This is a genomic window from Subtercola boreus (assembly GCF_003399635.1).
GTDB classification, from domain to species: domain Bacteria; phylum Actinomycetota; class Actinomycetes; order Actinomycetales; family Microbacteriaceae; genus Subtercola; species Subtercola boreus_B.
In genome coordinates this window covers 48,871-65,856 of record NZ_NBXB01000033.1, presented here as the reverse complement: position 1 = coordinate 65,856, position 16,986 = coordinate 48,871, and the positions used below count along the sequence as shown (strand labels likewise).

The following is a 16,986-nucleotide window of genomic DNA, read 5'->3' as shown; positions in this document are numbered from 1 at the left end:
GGCGCTTAACGCGTCCGGGTACAAAACAGAAGTGGGCAGAACTCGTGGCCACCAGTGGGCAGATCCCCTGGCCACCAGCGGGCAGAACTACTGGCCGCCTACGGGCAGTTTCACATGGCCGCTAACAGGGCGAGGTATTTCTGCGCATAGTGGCGCTCGGTGGAGCTGAGCCTTCGAACGGATTGGCCAGAGATCGCATCGGACAGGACCAGCGCCATTCGGCGACTCAGCGGCCGACTGAGCGCCGATCGCCGGTCGAGTTCTCTTGCGTCAATGGCCCATGCGCGTCCGATCCGCTGCGCGGGAATCTGCCCCGCGTTGACCATCGAAAGAACGCGCTGCCGAGATATACTCAGTGAATCAGCGACTTCGGCCACGCTCAAGTACATTTGACTACTGTTGTCTGTTGACAACAGAAATCAAAGCGACGGCCTAAGCGAAATTCTCGCGGAAGAGTGGCTGGCGAAGCTACGTGTAAGGCTGTGATCAGCGTCGAGCTAGTGCCCGCGGGCAGTCGGTGAGCAATCAACCCGTCCGGGAGCATGACGTTGAAGACGTCCACGCCTTGGCGAATCTCAGGAGGGCATCACATGAACAGCGTCTTCAAGCCCGACGAAGTCGTCGATGTTTTGAGTGATCAGCGACGCTCCGCGGGAGTGCGCAATCGAGGCGATCATGATGTCGACGATTCTGCCCCTAGGGCTTCTGCCGTGCGTCAGGAGCAATTCGGTCAGGTAGCCGTAGCTCGTCGAGGCCTGATCGTCGAAGGGGAGTCCGGCCCCATAGATGGCCTTGGCTCGGTTCAGGCGGAGGGAACGTTCTGCGTGTACTCGGCCGTCACCCAGTGATGTGGACAGTCCGAACTGTAGTTCCGCGTACGAAATGGAGGTCACCAGGAAGGTGGTGTCGTCCGGCAGCTTCACGCCGCTCTGAGCGATCAACACGTTGGTGTCGAGGATGCACTCATTCATCGCCACGAATCATCCATGTTCTCCCCGGCTCGCAGATCCTCGAGTTCATCAGCCCACCCACTATCGACGGGCGTGGCGTACAAAGACATTGCCTGCTCCCGGGTCGCGCCGCGGGGCCGCTCGGGCGGGATCAGCCTTGCAATGTCCCGACCGTGATAGGTGACGTGATACTCATCCCCATTCTGAACGTCCCGAAGCGCCTCGGAGGGATTCTGCCTCAGCTGCGCAGACGTGATGACTTTCTCCATACCCTCAGAGTATCGCAATCTAGACAATTATCTAGATTGCTGCATTGGTGACTGCGTGGATCAGCCGGGGGCGGATTCTACTGATCAGCCGATGCTCATCCCAGCGGCCGAGCGGCGGGCGCGGTTGCCCAGGTCACCAGCGTCGATCCACAGGTCCGGCTGGTTCGAAGCTCACGTGGCGCCATCCAGCGAACCGTTCGTTAGCGAGAGAGAAGCCGGGGTGCCCCGGAAGGGGCTGCGATCCCAATGTTCAAGGGTGGGCCCCGTCGGGCTCGAACCGACGACCCACGGATTAAAAGTCCGATGCTCTACCAACTGAGCTAGAGGCCCTTGTGCACCAATCTACCGGTTCCCCCGCCCGAGTGCTAAATCACGAAACGCCGGACCCCGGGCATCCAGAACCGTGCCGTACCGTTGATGGGGTGACTGACAAACCGCACAAGCCGACACTGTTCGCCGGTTCGACCTTCGAGGCGTTCCAGGGCGGCGAGGATCCCGCGCACATCAGCAGGCTCGCGCACGACACGGCAGCGGCGCTTCTCAGCCGGGTGCGAGCCGATCCCGACCCCGGTGTCATCGACCGGCTCATCGCGTACACCGACGTGAACGGCATCGATGCCATCGCCGAACTCTGGTCACGAGCATCCGCCCGCAGCCTGCCGGGGGCGCTCTGGCGCATCTATCTGCTGCGCGCGCTGACACGGCAGGATCCCGAGCAGTCGAGCTTCGTCTTCCAGCGCGGCGCGGAGCTGTCGTCGACCATCGACCCTGTGGTGGCGGGGGCGTCGACGCCCACGGGGCCGGAGGAGATCACGGCACTCGCCGACCAGATCCTCCGCGGGCTGTTCGAGGGCGACTTCGCGGTGGCGCTGGATCGGGCGGCGGCCTTCTGCCGGTTGATGGCGAGTGGATGCGCAAGCCTCGCCGACGACGCGGAGGCACTCGATCCGGCCAGGGCCAGCGAATTGACGACACGCGCGCTGCGGTTCCAGTCGATCGCCGCCGAGCTCGCGGCCTGCGCGACGCTCTGGCGCCGCGAGAGCCTCGACTGAGTCGAGCGCGAAACCCCGACGGGGAGGCCGGCCCCGCAAGCTGGTAAACTGTTCGAGCCGGGCCGCAGTAACCCCGGGCTCCAAATTTAGCCGCTCCGAGCGGCCTCGCGCCGAGAGGCGTTTCTGCGGCCCAGCACCTCAGCTCCTGTTCAGCCGTGTCGGGCCCGGTCCCCGTCTGACGCTTTTCGCCCGTTTGTCTGTGCCGATGAGGGCATCGGCAATCCATTTGGCTCATCGTTCCGAACAACCGGTGTCAAGAGAAACCCCGCGTTCGACCGATTGAGGCACAGACCTGAGATGCTTAAACTTGTGACCCAACACATCGAACGTGACGACACCGACCAGGAAGAGAGTCTCGACTCTCTTCTTCACAAGGTTGCTGTCGCCGACCAACGCGCATTTTCCGAGCTGTACGACAGGGTCGCCCCTCGAGTGCTGGGTCTGATCAGGCGTCTTCTTGTTGACTTTGCACAGTCCGAAGAAGTGGCGCAGGAGGTCTTCCTTGAAATCTGGAAGACCGCCGATCGCTTCGACACGGGCAGGGGTGCGGCCATGTCGTGGATCCTCACGATGGCTCACCGCCGTGCAGTCGACCGTGTTCGCGCCTCCCAGGCCGGCCACGATCGCGACACCAAGATCGGCATCAGGGATCTGGAACGTGAATACGACCAGACCGCTGAGACCGTCGAGATCCGCATCGAGCACGAGAGGGTGAAGAAGGCCATGGGCCAACTGACTGAGCTTCAACGCCAGGCCATCTCGCTGGCCTACTACGGCGGTTACAGCCACTCCGAGGTGGCAGAACTCCTTCACGTGCCGATCGGCACGGTGAAGACACGACTACGCGATGGAATGATTCGCCTGAGAGATGAGATGGGGGTGACGAAATGACGAAAGAAGAGCAATACCTCCAGTCGGGTGCCTACGCACTCGACGCTCTGACCCCTGCCGAGCAGGTCGACTTCGAGCGTGCTCTGGTCGATTCGCCCGAACTTGCCACCGAGGTCGACGAGCTGCGGGCCACGGCGCTGCTGCTGGCCCTCGCCGCGACACCGGTTGAACCGTCGGCCGACCTGAAGAGTCGGCTGATGGCGCAGATCGCCCAGACTCCGCAGGGTTTCGACACGCCTGTCGTGCCGAAGACGCCGGTTCAGGATGCTCCGCAGCACACCCTCGCTGCAGCTCCCGATGACGCTCCTGCCACCGCGGCCGCTCCGGAGGTGGTCGACGTTTCGGCGTTCGTGCCTCGCACGGCCGCCGAGGACAAGGCCCGCTCCCGGTGGTTCTCCCGCCCGGTCGGCGCCTTGGTGGCTGCAGCCGCGGCCGTGGCCATCTTCGTGGGCGGCGGCGCTGTCGCCACCCAGTTCCTGCAGAACAACTCCTCGTCGAGTTCGCAGCAGGCCTCAGCGAGTTCGCTGGCGGCCATCTACGCTGCATCCGACGTGCAGACCGCGCACAGCACGATCACGGGCGGGGGAGAGGCGACAGTTCTCTGGTCGGCGACGGTCGGCAAGGCCGCTGTCGTGGCTCAGGGCATGCCGTCCCTTCCTGCCGGCAAGACCTACGAAGCCTGGTACATCAATGGCACGACGGTCACTCCGGCTGGCACGTTCACCCCGGGTGGAGACGCGACGACGTGGCACGTGCTCACCGGAAGCATGAGGACGGGCGACGTCGTCGGCGTGACGGTGGAGCCGGCGGGTGGCTCACAGGCACCCACGACAACGCCGATCCTGACGGTGGCCTCGTAGCCCATCAGAACGACAGAAGCCCCGCCGGTCATCCAACCGGCGGGGCTTCTGTCGTTGCAGACGCCAGATGGCGCAGGTGCTGCCTATCCGAAGCGACCACTCACGTAGTCCTCGGTCTCCTTCTTGGTGGGGCTGCCGAAGATCGCCGTCGTGTCGTTGTACTCGATCAGCTTGCCGGGCTTGCCGGTGCCCGCGATGTTGAAGAAGGCCGTCTTGTCGGAGACGCGGCTGGCCTGCTGCATGTTGTGGGTCACGATCACGATCGTGTAGTCCTCTTTGAGCTCGGTGATGAGGTCTTCGATCGCGAGCGTGGAGATCGGGTCGAGAGCGGAGCAGGGCTCGTCCATCAGCAGCACGTCGGGCTCGACGGTGATGGCGCGGGCGATGCAGAGGCGCTGCTGCTGGCCGCCCGAGAGGCCGCCGCCGGGCAGACCCAGGCGATCCTTGACCTCGTTCCAGAGGTTCGCTCCGCGGAGGCCCTTCTCGACCAGGTCGTCGCCGTCGGCCTTCGAGAGGCGGCGGTTGTTGAGCTTCAGGCCCGCCAGCACGTTGTCACGGATCGACATCGTGGGGAATGGGTTCGCGCGCTGGAACACCATCCCGACCTGGCGGCGCACCATGACGGGGTCGACGCCGGCGGCATAGAGGTTGTTGCCATCGATCAGCACCTCACCTTCGACGTGGGCGCCGGGGATGACTTCGTGCATGCGGTTGAGCGTTCGCAGGAAGGTCGACTTGCCGCAGCCCGACGGGCCGATGAAGGCGGTGACCGTACGGGGTTCGATGGTGATCGTGACACCTTCCACAGCGAGGAAATCGCTGTAGAACACGTTGAGGTCGTTGACTTCGATTCGCTTTGACACTGGTTTCCTTTGCGAGGAGCGGTTCGGGAAGAAGAGGAGAAGAGAGGAGGCTGCGCCGCGTCTAGCGCGCGCCCTTGGGGGCGAAGATCTTCGCGATGACGCGCGCGATGAGGTTCAGGATGACCACGAGGATGACCAGCAGGAGGGCAGCGCCCCAGGCGGAGGCGTTCGACGCGGCGATGTCCGAGCCCGGGAAGGCGTACCCGGTGTACGCGAGCACCGGCAGGGTCTGCATCGGCCCGTCGAACGGGTTCGAGTTGAAGTTGTCGGTGAAGCTCGCGGCCAGGAAGATCGGCGCGGTCTCACCGATGACGCGGGCCACGGCCAGCATGATGCCGGTGATGAGCCCGGCGATCGCGGTCGGCAGCACGATCTTGACGATGGTCGCGAACTTCGACACACCGAGTGCGTACGACGCCTCGCGGAGGTCGCCGGGCACGAGGCGCAGCATCTCCTCGCAGGCACGCACGACGGTCGGAATCATCAGCACCGAGAGTGCGATAGAGGCGGAGAACCCGCTGAATGCCTTGGGTCCGACGAGGATCGAGAAGAGCGAGAACGCGAACAGACCGGCGACGATCGACGGGATGCCCGTCATGACGTCGACCAGGAACGTCACGGTTCGGGCGAGCCACTGCTTCGGCAGTGCGTACTCGACGAGGTAGATCGACGTGAAGAGACCGATCGGGATCGAGATCAGTGCTGCGATACCGGTGATGATCAGCGTTCCGACGATGGCCTGCAACGCGCCGGGAGTCTGCTTGACCTCGAGGGTGTCGGGGTCGAAGGTCGAGGCGCCGGTCTGGGTGATGAAGCTCCAGCTCAGTTCACCTGCGCCCTGGATGACCACGGTCGACAGTGTCGAGACGAGCGGGATGAGCGCCAGGAGGAACGCGACGGTCACGAGGCCCCGCACGAGGCGGTCGGTGGCCTTCCGGCGGTTCTCGACGACGAGGGAGAGGATGCTGAGGGCGATCAGGTAGACCACCGCGGTGAGCACGAGCCACCCGACGACATTGAAGCCGGCGAGTAGCAGCAGGAGGCCGCTGACAACCGCACTGCCCGCCAGCACGTAGAGCTCGGCGAAGCGGGGCAGCTGGCCGGTGGTCAGCGAGTTGCCGACCGGTCCGGTGGGCTTCGTGCGCTGGCTGAGGGCGGTCAATATCTCGCTCCTTCGATATCTTCTTCGGGGGTGGGGCCTTCGTCACCGGGATTGCCGGCGCGGGACGATCCGGAGACCACATCGAGCGCGGTCGCCGATGCGAAGTCGCCGGCGGGAACGCGGCTCAGGGGGCTCGGTGTACGAGGACCGGCAGGCTTGGACTTCTTCTTTCGCCCGAGCGGCTTGCCGTTGACGATGATGCGGGCGATGGAGTTGACCACCAGCGAGATCACGAACAGCATGAGGCCCGTGCCGATCAGGGCGTCGCGCTGCAGGGTGGTCGCGATCGGAAAGTTCAGCGCGATGTTCGCGGCGATCGTCTGCGAGTTCTGGCCCTCGGTGATCAGCTTGACCGAGACCAGGATGGCGGGCGAGATGATCAGCGCGATGGCCATTGTCTCACCGAGTGCGCGGCCGAGGCCGAGGAGGGTGGCGCTGACGATTCCCGACTTGGCGTAGGGGAAGACGGCCATCCGGATCATCTCCCAGCGGGTCGCGCCGAGGGCGAGAGCGGCCTCTTCATGCAGGCGCGGGGTCTGCAGGAAGATCTCCCGGGAGATCGAGGTGATGATCGGCAGGATCATGACGGCGAGCACCAGGGCGCCAGCGAGGATCGTCGAGCCGGTGGTGGTGACGGGGCCACCGAAGATGGGGATCCAGCCGAGGTTCGCGCCCAGCCAGTCGGAGAGCGGGATCAGGAAGGGGCGGATGACGATGATGCCCCAGAGACCGAAGACGATGGACGGCACGGCGGCGAGCAGATCCACGAGGTAGCCGAGGACCGACGCGAGGCGGCGGGGGGCGTAGTGCGAGATGAAGAGGGCGATCCCGATGCCGATGGGGGCACCGAACAGAAGCGCGATCGCAGCCGACCAGAGCGTTCCCCAGATCAGCGGGCCGACATAGGCCCAGAAGTTCGGGAAGGCGGCCGTCGGACCGGTGTTGAGTTGGTCGTTCGATCCCCAGTCGGCGGTGATGGCCGGGATGGCGGAGATGATCAGGAAGAGGGCGACGCCCGCCAGGATGATCATGATGAGCACCGCAGAGCCGGTGCTCAGGAAGCGGAAGATGAAGTCACCCGGGCGAACCCGGGTACCGCCCCGAGAGGCAGCCGCGTTCTGCGGGCTGCCTCCCGGGGTCTTGGTGCTGGTTGAACCGAAACCGCCGGCTGAGCTCGGGGGAGCAGATTGAACTGAGATCTTGTCGCTCACTGCGTTCTTTCTCGAGAGATCTGACGGCGGTTGGTGACTTATTTGACGGTGGCCAGCGAGGCGAGAACCTCAGTCAGCGTCGCGTCGGGGATCGGTGCGGAGCCGGCGTTCTTCGCAGCGACCTTCTGGCCGACACTCGAGGCGACGAAGCCGATGAACGACTTGGCCAGCTCGGCCTGCTTGGCGTCCTTGAACGTGGTGCAGACGATCTGGTACGAGACCAGCGGGATCGGGTACACGTCGGTGCCGGTCAGCTTCGAGTAGTCGATCTTCTGCGACAGGTCGCCGGTTCCGGTGGGAACCGTGGTCGCTGCTGCTGCGAAGGCCGCAGTGGCTGCATCCGCGCTGAACTCGACCTTGTTGATCGTCGCGGCGGTGGCGTCACCGATCGCGCTGTGGTCGGCGTAACCGATGGTTCCGCTGCCGGCGCCGACGGCCTGGACGACGCCAGAGCCACCCTTCTGCGACGACACGTTGCCGGTGACGGGCCACGCGTTGCTGGCCGGGAAGGCCCAGGCCGACGGTGCGGCCTCGCTCAGGAAGTTGGTGAACGTCTGCGTGGTGCCGGAGCCGTCAGAGCGGGCGACCGTGGTGATGGGCGTCGCGGGAAGGGTCACACCGGGGTTGTCGGCGACGATGGCCGGGTCGTTCCAGGTGGTGATCGCGAGCGAGAAGATCTTCGCGATGGTCTCGGTCGACAGGTTCAGGGTGGTGACGCCGTCGAGCTTGTAGATGATCGCCACGCCGTCGAGGTAGACGGGGAGGTTGAGGGCTCCACCGGTGCCGCACTGGGCCGCGGCTGCGGTGACCTGGTCGGGCTTCAGGGGGGAGTCGCTGCCGGCGAAGTCGTAGCTTCCGGCGAGCCAGTTCGTGACGCCGCCGCCGGAGCCCTGCGACTTGTCGTAGTTGACGGTGACACCCTTGACCTGGGCGTTGTAGGCGGTGATCCATGCGGTCTCCGCGTTGGCCTGGGCGCTCGAGCCACCGGCCGTGATCGTGCCGGTCAGGCTGGCGTCGAGGGGAGCTGAGGTCGCTTCGGCCGCTGCCGAGCTCGTTGCGGGGGTGGTGCTCGCGGTGCCGGTGCTGCTCGACGAGCAGGCGGAGAGCGCGAGTGCGGCTGCCATGAAGACAGCTCCTGTCGCGGCCACATTCTTGAACTTCACTGTGTTCCCTTCAATTGGGGTAGTCCTCCAGCGCCGCGGAAGTGATTCGGGTGCAAGCGCTGATGGGGCCGGTGCAGGCCCTTGTCGAAGGTACGGCGCTGCCGTAACCACGACGCCCCCGCAGGGTGAACGGGAGGTGAACAAAAGGTGGACAGCAGCGTCGGGCTGGCGGATGCCCGGGTCAGCCCAGTTGCGGAACGTGCGTCTCGATGGCGATGATGCCCGAGCCCGGCTGGTCGAGCGAGAGATGCAGCACCGAGAAACCGGCAACGGGCAGGTCGCCGGCGCGCGCGAGCGACGCCTGGCGGGTGCCGCCGGCTGCGAGGCCGACCTCGCGCACGATCTCGGGCAGCACAGGTCCGTGGGCGCAGAGGATGGCGCTGCGGAGTTTGCGCACCCGCTTGGCAACCACCCGCCGCACGTCGCTGGTGCCGTCTTCGAAGGCGTCCTGGCTGATCAGGTGGGTGCTCCGCACGCGCACCTCAGCTGCTTCCGAGAACGGGGTCACCGTCTCGAGGCAGCGCCTGGCGTCGCTTGCGATCACCACATCCGGCCCGAAGGCGCTGAGCGCGGGAACGATCACGTTCGCCTCCGTGCGGCCCCGGTGCGTGAGCGGTCTGTCGGTGTCGGGACCGTCGAACTCGGAACCCGGAATGGTCTTCGCGTGCCGGAGGGCGATCAGCGCGAAGGTGCGGGACACGCCCTGGTCGACGAGCAACTGGAAGCGTTCGAGCACTTCGACGTCTCGTTCGTAGGTCAGCATCTTCTTTGCCTTGCGAAGCGAGAGCCATTCGAGCGCGGTGACTTCTTCGTTCGGCTGGAACTCCGCCGTGGCGTAGAGCCCGGCGGGAACCTCCGCTGCCCAGTAGTACACGACTTTGTCGCGGTTGTTCGGCATCGTGTAACTGGTGACGCCGAGCGGCACCCCCAGGTCGATGGCCAGCCCGGTCTCCTCCAGAACTTCGCGAACCGCCGTCTCGGGAAGGGTCTCGCCGGGTTCGACCTTTCCCTTGGGCAGCGAGATGTCGTTCCGCATCGTCCGATGGATCACCAGTACTCGCACCCTGTCACCGTCGAGGCGCCAACAGACGGCACCGGCAGCGTAGACGGTCACCGGAGGATGCTCGGGCGCTTGCGACGGGAAGTGAGGTACATCAGGCGATCCTGCAGGTCGATCAGCTTCTCGCCGTCGTCTTTCAGCGTATGCCTCGTCCAGCCGCCGTCGCCGTCGAGCCACCACGAGGTGACCGTGTCCGACATCGCCAGCTCGAACATCGCGGCGATCTCCTTGAGGTGATCCGGAGCCACGAGACGCACCAGCGCTTCGACGCGGCGATCGAGGTTCCGGTGCATCATGTCGCTCGAGCCGATGTAGACCTGGCGGTCACCGTCGTTCTCGAAACAGAAGATGCGCGAGTGCTCCAGGTAACGCCCGAGGGTCGAGCGCACCCGGATGTTCTCGCTGAGCCCCGGCACGCCGGGTTTGATCGCGCAGATGCCGCGAACCCAGATATCGATCGGCACGCCGGCCTGGCTGGCACGGTAGAGCCCGTCGATGATGGCTTCGTCGACGATCGAGTTCAGCTTGATCTTGATGCCCGAGGGCAGACCGTTCTGCGCGTTCGTCGCCTCCTGGGCGATGCGCTTGAGCAGGCCCTTGCGGAGGTGGAGCGGTGCGACGAGCAGCCGCTTGAACTTCTTCTCGATCGCGTAGCCGCTCAGCTCGTTGAACAGCCGGGTCAGGTCCTTGCCCACCTGGTCGTCGGCGGTGAACAGCCCGAAGTCCTCGTAGATCCGCGATGTCTTCGGGTTGTAGTTGCCGGTTCCGATGTGGCTGTAGTGCTTCAGCTTGCCCTTCTCGCGGCGCACCACGAGCGCGAGCTTGCAGTGCGTCTTCAGCCCGACGAGGCCATAGACGACGTGCACGCCGGCCTTTTCGAGCTTGCGGGCCCAGGAGATGTTGTTCTGCTCGTCGAAGCGCGCCTTGATCTCCACGAGCGCGAGCACCTGCTTGCCGGCCTCGGCCGCGTCGATGAGGGCCTCGACGATCGGGCTGTCACCCGACGTGCGGTAGAGCGTCTGCTTGATCGCCAGCACGTCGGGATCGGCTGCGGCCTGCTCCAGGAACGCCTGCACGCTGGTCGCGAACGACTCGTACGGGTGATGCACCAGGATGTCCTGCCGGGCGATCGCCTTGAAGATGTCGGGCCGGGCGTTCGGCTCGGGTGGCAGCAGGTAGACGTTCGTCGTCGGAACGTGCTTCGGGTACTTCAGGTCGGGTCGGTCGATCTTGCTCAGCTCGAAGAGCCCGCCGAGGTCGAGCGGCCCCGCCAGGCGGTACACCTCCTGCTCGGTCACGTCGAGCTCCCGCACAATGAGACCGAGGGTCACATCATCCATCTCCTCAGTGATTTCAAGCCGGATCGGCGGACCGAAGCGTCGCTTCAGCAGCTCCTTCTCGAGGGCCTGGATGAGGTTCTCGGTCTCATCCTCCTCGATCTCGACGTCTTCGTTGCGGGTGACGCGGAACACGTGGTGCTCCAGCACCTCCATACCCGGGAAGAGGTGGCCGAGGTGATTCGCCATCAGGTCTTCGAGGCTGATGAATCGCACGTCCCTCGTGCGTTCCTTCGGGTCGACGCGCACGAACCGCGGCAGCACCTGCGGCACCTTCAGGCGGGCGAACTCCTGGCGGTCGCTCTTCGGGTTGCGCACGCGCACCGAGAGGTTCAGCGAGAGACCGGAGATGTAGGGGAACGGATGCGCGGGGTCGACGGCGAGCGGCATCAGAACGGGGAAGATCTCGTCGCTGAACACCTCGGTGAGACGGTCGCGATCGGACTGGCCGAGCGACTCCCACTGCACGATGTGGATGCCCGCGTCATCCAGTGCCGGCTTCACGAGCTTCTGGTAGGCGGCAGCGTGCCGCGCCTGGAGTTCGTGAACGGCGACGGAGATGTCGTTCAGCACGTCTTGCGGGCCGCGCCCGATGTTGGTCGGAACCGCGAGGCCGGTGACGATGCGGCGCTTGAGCCCTGCGACCCGCACCATGAAGAACTCGTCGAGGTTCGAGGCGAAGATGGCGAGGAAGTTCGCCCGCTCGATGACCGGCAGCGTCGGGTCTTCGGCAAGCTCGAGCACCCGCCGGTTGAAAGCGAGCCAGCTCAGCTCGCGGTCGAGGTAACGGCCCTCGGGAAGGGCTGGGTCGTTGGGGTCTTCGATGAGCTCGAAGTCGTCGTCGAGGTAGTCCGCACCCACGCCAGCGTCGAGGGTGATGTTGTCGTCATCCATTCACTCATCATGTCACCCGTGGGAGTCCGGCGAGGGTAAACGAGAGGTGAACGGGGTCGTGGCTGCGGTCAGCGCTTCGCGTACTGCACGTCGACCGTGTGATCGGCGAAACCGAGGCTGCGGTAGAGCGGGACGGCGGGCCCGTTGTCCTCCTCCACGTAGAGGGCCGCCACCGTGCATCCGCGTTCTGCGAGACGCCGGAGACCCTGCCGCATCAGGGCCCGGCCGAGCCCACGGCCCGCATGGGTGCTGTCGACACCGATCACGTAGATCTCGCCGATGCGCTCGCCGTCGGCGTCTGCGGGCTCGACCTTCAGCCAGTTGTAGCCGACCATGACACCGTCGTCGTCCCGCGCGAGGAGGAAGTCTCCGGCGTCGAACCACGGCTCGGCGCGGCGGGCGGCGAGGTCGGCCTCGGTCAGTCTTCCCTGCTCCGGATGACCGGCGAACACTCGCGCATTCAGGGCGACCCACGGTGCGCTGTCGCGCGCGGCGTCGAAGGTGTCGAAGGTGATCCCGGGCGCCGATTCGGGGGTGCGGGCATCCGGAATCGCGGCCAGCGGCATCCGCAGCTGCAGCAGCCTCCGCACCGGCTCGAAACTGTGCTGCTCGGCGAGGCGGCGTGCGCCGGGGTGATCGCCGTGCGCCCAGGCGAGGGTCGGGGCCGGGAACGCGCCCACGAACGGCTCCAGCACGCGCAGCAGCAGCGAGCCGGTGCGCGACGTCAGCACGTGCTCGACCAGCGCGCCGCCGACACCGTGGCCCCGGGCATCCGGGGCGACGACCAGTTCGAGCGTGTCGTCGGCGACCGCTGCGGCCCCGACCAGGCGGTCGGCGTCGCGTGCGAGAACCACGTGGGTGGTGCCCGACTTCAGCTCCAGACGGGTCTGGTCGTTGAAGGCCGGCTGGCCATCCACCTCGCCGGCGCGCTCGACCAGAACCTCCACCGCGGCGATCGACGCCGCGTCGGAGGGGTCAAGCGTTTCGAGCCTGCGCGAGGCGCTCATTCTCGTCTTCGAAGAAGTTGAACCGGTAGCCGACGTTCCGCACGGTGCCGATCAGGGATTCGAGGTCGCCGAGCTTGGCACGGAGGCGCCTGACGTGCACGTCGACAGTGCGGGTGCCGCCGAAGTAGTCGTAGCCCCAGACTTCGCTGAGGAGCTGCTCGCGAGTGAAGACCCTCGACGGGTTGAGTGCGAAGAAGCGCAGCAGCTCGAACTCCTTGAAGGTGAGATCGAGCGGGCGACCGTGCACGCGGGCCGAGTAGCTGGCCTCGTCGATCACGACGCCGGAGGCCTGGATCTTCGAGGACGACTGCTCCTGCACCTGGCGGCCGATGGCGAGCCTGATGCGCGTGTCGACCTCGGCCGGGCCGGCCGACTCGAGCAGCACATCGGCCGCGCCCCACTCAGCGCTCACCGCCGTCAGCCCACCCTCGGTGAGGATCAGCACGATGGGCACGCCGATGCCCGTGGTCTTCAGGATCTTGCAGAGCGACCGGGCACTGGCGAGGTCGCGCCGGGCATCGATGAAGATCAGGTCGCAGTTGGGGGTGTTCACCAATTGGGCGGCCTCGGCCGGGATCTGCCGGGTGCGATGACTCAGGAGGGAGAGCGCGGGCAGCACCTCTTTGTCGACCGCAGAGGTCAGGATCAACAACTGCGCCACAGAGATCCTCCAGATAATGCTTAGGGCAATACTAGCGGCTCGACCTCGGAGCCCATGGCATCGGGCAGAATGGCCTGATGAACCTCCTCGTGAAAAGTGCCGCCCCCGTCTGGCTGCTCGCACTCGTCGGGGCGGTCATCACCGGCGTGCTGGCCGATCCGGCCTCTCACCTCGTCTTTCTCGCGGTGATCCTCGGCGGGGTGGTCATCCTGACGTTCGTCGTTCAGCTCGGTCTGTCCCGGCCCGAGGGTTTCGTCGACCGGTGCTCCGCCAGCATCGCCGGTTCGGTGGTCATTCTCGCCGTGGCGACGCTCGCGCTGGGCTTTAGCCAATAGAATCGGGGGTATGAACTATGTGCCCCTCGAAATCTTCTACCTCGGGTTGCTCGGTCTGGCCGGTGTCGGCATCGCCTTCACCTCGATCGTGGTCATCCTGAGGCTGTTCCGCGGCCAGCGCTGACCGTTCGGCGCCCCATGATCGAGATCCCCACCGGCCTGCCTGCCGAGATCGTCCCCCTGTCCTGGCTGATCGGGGTCTGGGAGGGCACCGGAGTCATCGACTACACCATCGGTGACGAGAAGGTGTCGCACGAATTCGGCCAGCGCGTCAGCTTCAGCAATGACGGCCTGCCCTACCTCAACTACAGCTCGTATGCCTGGCTGCTCGACGACAAGCTCACTCCGCTTGTCACCGAGATGGGTTACTGGCGTCTGTCGCGTCCCTCGGTCGAGGGCGACCCGGGTCCCGGGATGCTGCCGGGCGCAGATCCCCGTCCGTACTCCACGACCGAGTCGGTCGAGACGCTCCGGAACGCCGACGACGGCTTCGACGTCGAGGTCTCGCTCCTGCACCCCGGCGGGGTCGACGAGCTCTACATCGGCCAGGTGAAGGCGGCCCGTATCGACCTCGCCACCGACGCCGTGATGCGCTCGCATTCTGCCAAGGAGTACACGGCGGCCACCCGCATCTATGGCCTCGTCGGCGGGCACCTGCTCTGGGCCTGGGACATCGCGGCCCTCGGGCAGGATCTCCGCACGCACGCCTCGGCCCGCCTCGCCAAGACGGACTGACCTCCTCTCCCTTTCGCTCCCTCCCGGCTCCCGGCAGCCACCCCCTCCGACCAACACCCGCTCCGATGCTGGCCACCCCGACAGATCGGCACCTCATGACCCCGTCACAGTTCCTCAGCCTCCCGGGCGCCGTCGAGTCATCCGGAGCCGACGCCGGCGTCGCCTCGCACTACGGCAACCCGCTCCGCGAGCAGCGGATGCTCGTCGGCGGCGCGATCGTCGACCTCTCGTCGCGCGGGGTCATCTCGGTGACCGGCCCCGACCGCCTGAGCTGGCTCGACTCAGTCACCAGTCAGGCGCTCAAACGCCTCATGCCCGGCGACTCTGCCGAGACCCTATTGCTCGACCCGTCCGGCCGCGTCGAGCACGCCATCCGCGTCTTCGACGACGGCGTCACGGCGTGGCTGCTCGTGGACGGGCCCGAGGCGGCACCGCTCGCGGCGTGGCTCGACCGCATGCGTTTCATGCTGCGCGTGGAGGTCGCCGACCGCAGCGACGAGTTCTCGACGGTCGGCTGGATGCCCGGGGCCGACGCTGCTCTCACGGGGAGTGCCAATGGCGTCACCTCTGCCGCCGCGATCGAGGCGTTCGTCGCAGCCCCGAACGATGTCGCCCTCACCTGGGTCGACCCGTGGACGGAGGTCGTGGCCGGTGGCCACCAGTACGCCGACATCGACGAGCATCCGGGTGCCGACTTCCCGTGGCGCGAGTCGCTGGTGCCGCGCTCCTCGCTGGTCGCCGTCGTCGACGCCGCCCGCCGCGGCGAGCTCGAGGTCGCCGGTCTGCTGGCGTTCGAGGCACTCCGCATCGCGGCCTGGCGCCCCCGCTTCAGCACAGAGGCCGACGAAAGGCTCATCCCGCACGAGGTCGACTGGATTCGCTCGGCCGTGCACCTGAGCAAGGGCTGCTACCGAGGCCAGGAGACCGTCGCCAAGGTGCACAACCTCGGGCATCCACCCCGTCGCCTCGTGATGTTGCACCTCGACGGTTCCGACGCAGTGCTGCCTGCGCCCGGCGACGACGTCATCGTGCAGGGTGGCGAAGCCCTGGTAAGCCCCACCGCGGAGGCCCCAGCCCCCGCCAGCGCTTCGCCGGACGCTGTGACGCCCACCGACGCGGCGACGGCGGCCCTGGCTTCGGCCGCCGTCGGCCAGGTCACAGCCAGCGCCCTGCACTTCGAGCTCGGCCCGATCGCCCTGGCCATCGTGCGCCGCAGCACCCCCGTCGATGCCGCCCTCGCCGTACGGAGCGAAGGCATCCTCGTGGCCGCCACCCAGGAGGTCATCGTGCCCCCCGCGGCCGGCGCCGCCGTCGGCCGCATCCCGCGCCTGCCCCGCCTCGGCGCCGTCCGCCGCTGACCCCGCCCCACATGAGTCGACCTCCACGGCGCTGGGCCACCCGCCTGCAGGTGATCGCGCGGGTCGGCGCAAACCGCTCCGCGGGATCGGCGCTGCCGATCATCCAGCTCGTCATCGCAGTTGTCGTGTCGTACGCCATCGCCTACTACCTGTTCGGGCATCTCACGCCCGTGACGGCCGCCACAGTGACGCTCTCGAGCCTCGGCTTCGTGCGGGATGCCCGACCGCTCCGTGTGCTCGAGACCGCGATCGGGGTGACGCTCGGCATCACGCTGAGTGAGGTCATCCTGCTGGTCGCCGGGCAGGGGATCTCGCAGCTCGCCCTCGCCGTCGTGATCACGCTCTTCGCGGCCCGCTTCTTCTCGCCAGCGCCCGGGTTCGCAATCATCGCGGCGTCGCAGTCAGCGCTGGTCGCCATCCTTCCGGTGGTGGCGAGCGGGCCATTCACGCGCTCGGTCGACGGCGTCATCGGGGGAGTGGTCGCGCTGCTGCTCACGGCGCTGGTTCCCCGGGATGCCCGCCGGGTTGCCCATGCGGACGCGAAGAGGATGCTCGGCACCTTCTCGCGCATCCTGGAGCGACTGGTGGAGGAACTCCGGCGCGGCGAGGAGAGCGACATCGGCTCTGTGCTCGACCTCGCTCGGTCGACCCAGCCACTGATGGACCAGTGGCGCGTCTCCCTCGACTCGGCCATCGGCATCGCCAAGATCTCTCCGTTCCTTCGGCGGGGCCTGCCCGAACTCGAGCGCCAGGACGTGCTGCTGGCGGGGGTGGACCTGGCGCTCCGCGACCTGCGGGTGGTGACGCGTCGGCTCAGCGTGGTGATGCGCGACGGCCGCCCGCGGAACGAACTCGCCGACCTGCTGAACGGGCTGGTGAGCGCGGTCAACCTGCTCGGGCAGAGCCTCGATGACCCGCTGGTGCACCCCCTCGTGCGCCAGAACCTGATCCTCGTCGCCGTGCGCCTCGACCCCGGGATGCTCGTCCCCGGTTCGAGTGTGGCGGAGGGGTCGGTCGTGATGGAGCTCCGCCCCCTCGTGATGGATCTCCTCACAGCAACGGGCCTGACCCCCGACGATGCCCGAGCCGCCCTCCCCCCACTCTGACGCGCCCCTCCGACATCCCCAGCCGCACCGCCCCCTCATGTGAGACCCTCGCGGACACGTGAGACCGGCATG

At 66.6% G+C, this 16,986-nt stretch carries 18 protein-coding genes and 1 tRNA gene; 7 read left to right on the top strand and 12 right to left on the bottom strand.

Annotation, left to right across the window (positions count from 1 at the left end):
* Window positions 1-110: 110 nt before the first annotated feature.
* The 4 genes from B7R22_RS12090 to B7R22_RS12075 form a co-directional block, all read right to left on the bottom strand.
* A complete protein-coding gene (locus tag B7R22_RS12090; RefSeq protein WP_253259047.1) occupies window positions 111-377 on the bottom strand; it encodes a helix-turn-helix domain-containing protein in 267 nt (88 codons plus the stop codon).
* Between the two features lie 198 nt (window positions 378-575).
* On the bottom strand, window positions 576-971 hold the full coding sequence (locus B7R22_RS12085; RefSeq protein ID WP_147305370.1) for a PIN domain-containing protein: 396 nt from the start codon (window positions 969-971) through the stop codon (window positions 576-578).
* Entirely contained in the window at window positions 968-1,219 is a 252-nt protein-coding gene (locus B7R22_RS12080) for a type II toxin-antitoxin system Phd/YefM family antitoxin (protein ID WP_116411985.1), read from the bottom strand. The genes B7R22_RS12085 and B7R22_RS12080 overlap by 4 nt, the downstream gene beginning before the upstream one ends.
* A gap of 257 nt (window positions 1,220-1,476) precedes the next feature.
* Window positions 1,477-1,549: transfer RNA gene (locus B7R22_RS12075), tRNA-Lys, on the bottom strand.
* Between the two features lie 92 nt (window positions 1,550-1,641).
* On the opposite strand from B7R22_RS12075, the gene B7R22_RS12070 reads away from it, so the two are divergent.
* The 3 genes from B7R22_RS12070 to B7R22_RS12060 all read left to right on the top strand — a co-directional run bounded on the left by B7R22_RS12070 (window position 1,642) and on the right by B7R22_RS12060 (window position 4,022).
* Window positions 1,642-2,271, top strand: coding sequence for a DNA-directed RNA polymerase subunit beta (locus B7R22_RS12070; RefSeq protein ID WP_116411984.1), 630 nt, complete (start codon window positions 1,642-1,644; stop codon window positions 2,269-2,271).
* 297 nt (window positions 2,272-2,568) lie between these two features.
* A complete protein-coding gene (locus B7R22_RS12065; protein ID WP_116283810.1) occupies window positions 2,569-3,162 on the top strand; it encodes a sigma-70 family RNA polymerase sigma factor in 594 nt (197 codons plus the stop codon).
* Window positions 3,159-4,022 carry an anti-sigma factor gene (locus tag B7R22_RS12060; RefSeq protein WP_116411983.1) on the top strand — a complete coding sequence of 288 codons (864 nt, stop codon included), beginning with the start codon at window positions 3,159-3,161 and terminating at the stop codon, window positions 4,020-4,022. Before B7R22_RS12065 ends, B7R22_RS12060 begins: the two co-directional genes overlap by 4 nt.
* An 83-nt stretch (window positions 4,023-4,105) precedes the next feature.
* On the opposite strand, the gene pstB is transcribed toward B7R22_RS12060, so the two are convergent.
* From pstB to B7R22_RS12020, 8 genes are all read right to left on the bottom strand, one after another.
* A complete protein-coding gene (pstB, locus tag B7R22_RS12055) occupies window positions 4,106-4,885 on the bottom strand; it encodes a phosphate ABC transporter ATP-binding protein PstB (RefSeq protein WP_116283808.1) in 780 nt (259 codons plus the stop codon).
* A gap of 61 nt (window positions 4,886-4,946) precedes the next feature.
* Complete coding sequence (pstA, locus tag B7R22_RS12050) at window positions 4,947-6,050, bottom strand: phosphate ABC transporter permease PstA (protein WP_437184149.1); 1,104 nt, start codon at window positions 6,048-6,050, stop codon at window positions 4,947-4,949.
* Window positions 6,044-7,117, bottom strand: coding sequence for a phosphate ABC transporter permease subunit PstC (pstC, locus tag B7R22_RS12045; protein WP_253259046.1), 1,074 nt, complete (start codon window positions 7,115-7,117; stop codon window positions 6,044-6,046). The genes pstA and pstC overlap by 7 nt, the downstream gene beginning before the upstream one ends.
* 179 nt (window positions 7,118-7,296) lie before the next feature.
* Window positions 7,297-8,421, bottom strand: coding sequence for a phosphate ABC transporter substrate-binding protein PstS (locus B7R22_RS12040; RefSeq protein ID WP_116411981.1), 1,125 nt, complete (start codon window positions 8,419-8,421; stop codon window positions 7,297-7,299).
* Window positions 8,422-8,602: 181 nt separating this feature from the next.
* Window positions 8,603-9,535: an NUDIX hydrolase gene (locus B7R22_RS12035; RefSeq protein WP_253259045.1), complete on the bottom strand. Its 933-nt coding sequence runs from the start codon at window positions 9,533-9,535 to the stop codon at window positions 8,603-8,605.
* Complete coding sequence (locus B7R22_RS12030; RefSeq protein WP_116411980.1) at window positions 9,532-11,712, bottom strand: RNA degradosome polyphosphate kinase; 2,181 nt, start codon at window positions 11,710-11,712, stop codon at window positions 9,532-9,534. The genes B7R22_RS12035 and B7R22_RS12030 overlap by 4 nt, the downstream gene beginning before the upstream one ends.
* A gap of 68 nt (window positions 11,713-11,780) precedes the next feature.
* On the bottom strand, window positions 11,781-12,719 hold the full coding sequence (gene mshD / locus B7R22_RS12025; protein ID WP_116411979.1) for a mycothiol synthase: 939 nt from the start codon (window positions 12,717-12,719) through the stop codon (window positions 11,781-11,783).
* A complete protein-coding gene (locus B7R22_RS12020) occupies window positions 12,688-13,380 on the bottom strand; it encodes a winged helix-turn-helix transcriptional regulator (protein ID WP_104242648.1) in 693 nt (230 codons plus the stop codon). Before B7R22_RS12020 ends, mshD begins: the two co-directional genes overlap by 32 nt.
* 77 nt (window positions 13,381-13,457) lie before the next feature.
* Between B7R22_RS12020 and B7R22_RS12015 the strand changes: the two genes are divergently transcribed.
* The 4 genes from B7R22_RS12015 (at window position 13,458) to B7R22_RS12000 (ending at window position 16,914) form a co-directional block, all read left to right on the top strand.
* Window positions 13,458-13,715 carry a hypothetical protein gene (locus B7R22_RS12015; RefSeq protein ID WP_116411978.1) on the top strand — a complete coding sequence of 86 codons (258 nt, stop codon included), beginning with the start codon at window positions 13,458-13,460 and terminating at the stop codon, window positions 13,713-13,715.
* A 138-nt stretch (window positions 13,716-13,853) separates the two neighbouring features.
* Entirely contained in the window at window positions 13,854-14,450 is a 597-nt protein-coding gene (locus B7R22_RS12010; protein WP_116411977.1) for an FABP family protein, read from the top strand.
* Window positions 14,451-14,545: 95 nt separating this feature from the next.
* Entirely contained in the window at window positions 14,546-15,808 is a 1,263-nt protein-coding gene (gene ygfZ / locus B7R22_RS12005) for a CAF17-like 4Fe-4S cluster assembly/insertion protein YgfZ (protein WP_116411990.1), read from the top strand.
* 11 nt (window positions 15,809-15,819) lie between these two features.
* Window positions 15,820-16,914 carry an FUSC family protein gene (locus tag B7R22_RS12000; protein ID WP_147305369.1) on the top strand — a complete coding sequence of 365 codons (1,095 nt, stop codon included), beginning with the start codon at window positions 15,820-15,822 and terminating at the stop codon, window positions 16,912-16,914.
* Window positions 16,915-16,986: the final 72 nt, after the last annotated feature.

Excerpts from the sequence above, each read along its gene's own strand:
- B7R22_RS12000 (WP_147305369.1), top strand. The coding sequence starts at position 15,820 with ATGAGTCGACCTCCACGGCGCTGGGCCACCCGCCTGCAGGTGATCGCG.
- B7R22_RS12030 (WP_116411980.1), bottom strand. The coding sequence starts at position 11,712 with ATGGATGACGACAACATCACCCTCGACGCTGGCGTGGGTGCGGACTAC.
- B7R22_RS12085 (WP_147305370.1), bottom strand. The coding sequence starts at position 971 with ATGAATGAGTGCATCCTCGACACCAACGTGTTGATCGCTCAGAGCGGC.
- B7R22_RS12060 (WP_116411983.1), top strand. The coding sequence starts at position 3,159 with ATGACGAAAGAAGAGCAATACCTCCAGTCGGGTGCCTACGCACTCGAC.
- ygfZ (WP_116411990.1), top strand. The coding sequence starts at position 14,546 with ATGACCCCGTCACAGTTCCTCAGCCTCCCGGGCGCCGTCGAGTCATCC.
- mshD (WP_116411979.1), bottom strand. The coding sequence starts at position 12,719 with ATGAGCGCCTCGCGCAGGCTCGAAACGCTTGACCCCTCCGACGCGGCG.
- B7R22_RS12080 (WP_116411985.1), bottom strand. The coding sequence starts at position 1,219 with ATGGAGAAAGTCATCACGTCTGCGCAGCTGAGGCAGAATCCCTCCGAG.
- B7R22_RS12065 (WP_116283810.1), top strand. The coding sequence starts at position 2,569 with ATGCTTAAACTTGTGACCCAACACATCGAACGTGACGACACCGACCAG.
- B7R22_RS12010 (WP_116411977.1), top strand. The coding sequence starts at position 13,854 with ATGATCGAGATCCCCACCGGCCTGCCTGCCGAGATCGTCCCCCTGTCC.
- B7R22_RS12015 (WP_116411978.1), top strand. The coding sequence starts at position 13,458 with ATGAACCTCCTCGTGAAAAGTGCCGCCCCCGTCTGGCTGCTCGCACTC.